Origin of the sequence: Moorena sp. SIO2C4, assembly GCF_010672485.1 — a bacterium.
Taxonomy (GTDB): domain Bacteria; phylum Cyanobacteriota; class Cyanobacteriia; order Cyanobacteriales; family Coleofasciculaceae; genus Moorena; species Moorena producens.
This window is the reverse complement of record NZ_JAAHGN010001435.1, coordinates 1-1445: the sequence shown is the minus strand read 5'-3', so window position 1 is coordinate 1445 and position 1445 is coordinate 1. Positions and strand designations below refer to the sequence as shown.

2 pseudogenes are annotated in these 1445 nt (G+C 40.0%); one reads left to right on the top strand and one right to left on the bottom strand.

What is annotated here, in order from left to right:
• A pseudogene (locus F6K20_RS38335) lies at positions 1-459 on the top strand (hypothetical protein); the annotation flags it as partial.
• A gap of 555 nt (positions 460-1014) precedes the next feature.
• Here the strand turns inward: F6K20_RS38335 and F6K20_RS38330 are convergent.
• Positions 1015-1445: pseudogene (locus F6K20_RS38330) on the bottom strand (Uma2 family endonuclease); the annotation flags it as partial.

Below are 1445 nucleotides of genomic sequence, written 5' to 3'. Positions count from 1 at the left end.
AGAGGAGAAACAGGTTCTCAAAGCAGCGCGATGCCTTTCTTAGACCGGATTATGGGTTGTATGTCTCTGGATCCTGTACAAAGAGAAATTCTTAACGAAAAAAAATCTATTCCTGTGGATTTGATTTTAAAAGACTACTATGATTTTGTAAACTATATGCCAGCCCCTCATAGAAAGTTCTTGGAGGAAATTTATCAGAAGAGCCAAGTAAGGAGCTTTGTGATAGAAAATGGTTCTTCAGATTTAGTAAGAGCTTACAATAACTGTGTTGGAAATATTCTTTTGATGCGAACCAGTCATTTCAAAATGATTCCTAAGTACATATCTAATCCGGGTGACAAGAATAATACGGGTTATGGCACAGGTGGTACTTCTTACGTGACTTACCTAGGAACTCTCAGGAATGTCACTGAATCTGCTGCCATCAATAGCAAGGATGGAGAGCATCCCAATTTTTGAAAAACACAAAGGGGATACAAATATAGTGCTTCACGCTGGTGTCGTTACAAATTCATCGGATGAAATACAGATATCAAAGGGTATTCATTTATCATTTGGGTGCGGCTCTTTTGAAAATAAAAATTGTATTTTTGCATAAAGTATGAAATCCTTGCATAAAAAGAATTGTATGCTTGAGACATGCTCAAAATAGTCTCGCTCAAAGAGTGAAAAACAAGATAATATCTTTTTTGTATTATCGTATTACACATTGAAATGGGGTTTTTGCGTTTCATTTTTTTGCGATCGCTTAATTCTATCCCTTTAGCCTAGAAAACTTAAATCTAAATATAGAAAGGGTTAGAAGTATGTAGTGTACTTGTAATATAGCGTATTCCTAAAAGAGCCGCACCCAATTAATTTTGTTTAGGTGCTTAGTAAGCTTTAGCATGCATGCCTCTTGCCTCTTGCCTGGCGCGTAGCGCTATATCAGCTATCAGCGGTCAGCCACTGGCCAAGGGTTGAGTGCTAACCGCTGACCGCTCAATGCTTACACCAATCCGTTGCGAGATCGCTTCAAACTTGATCAGGATCTACTCCCATAGCTCGTAAGCGAGCAGCCAGTTGCTCAGCTCGTTGTTGAGCTTGAGCGGCTTGTTGTTGAGCTTGAGTAGCTTGTTGTTGAGCTTGAGCTGCTTCTTCTTGAGCTTGAGTAGCTTGTTGTTGAGCTTGAGCTGCTTCTTCTTGAGCTTGAGCTGCTTCTTCTTGAGCTTGCACTGCTATTTCTTCAGCAGTAGGTAGCACAATTCCGTCATTAGTAGCCCAACGTAACCAAGTAGTATCAACATTATTTTTATAGACCCCTTGCCAACGAACTAAGGCTAATCCTAATCTTTCGCTAATTAGTCGTCCTTGTTCATCTTCAGTTAAAGGCTGATAGACGCCATTGTGCAACCTAAATCCGGCAAAATCCTCTGGATTAAACGGGTCGTACCAAAAATATTCGG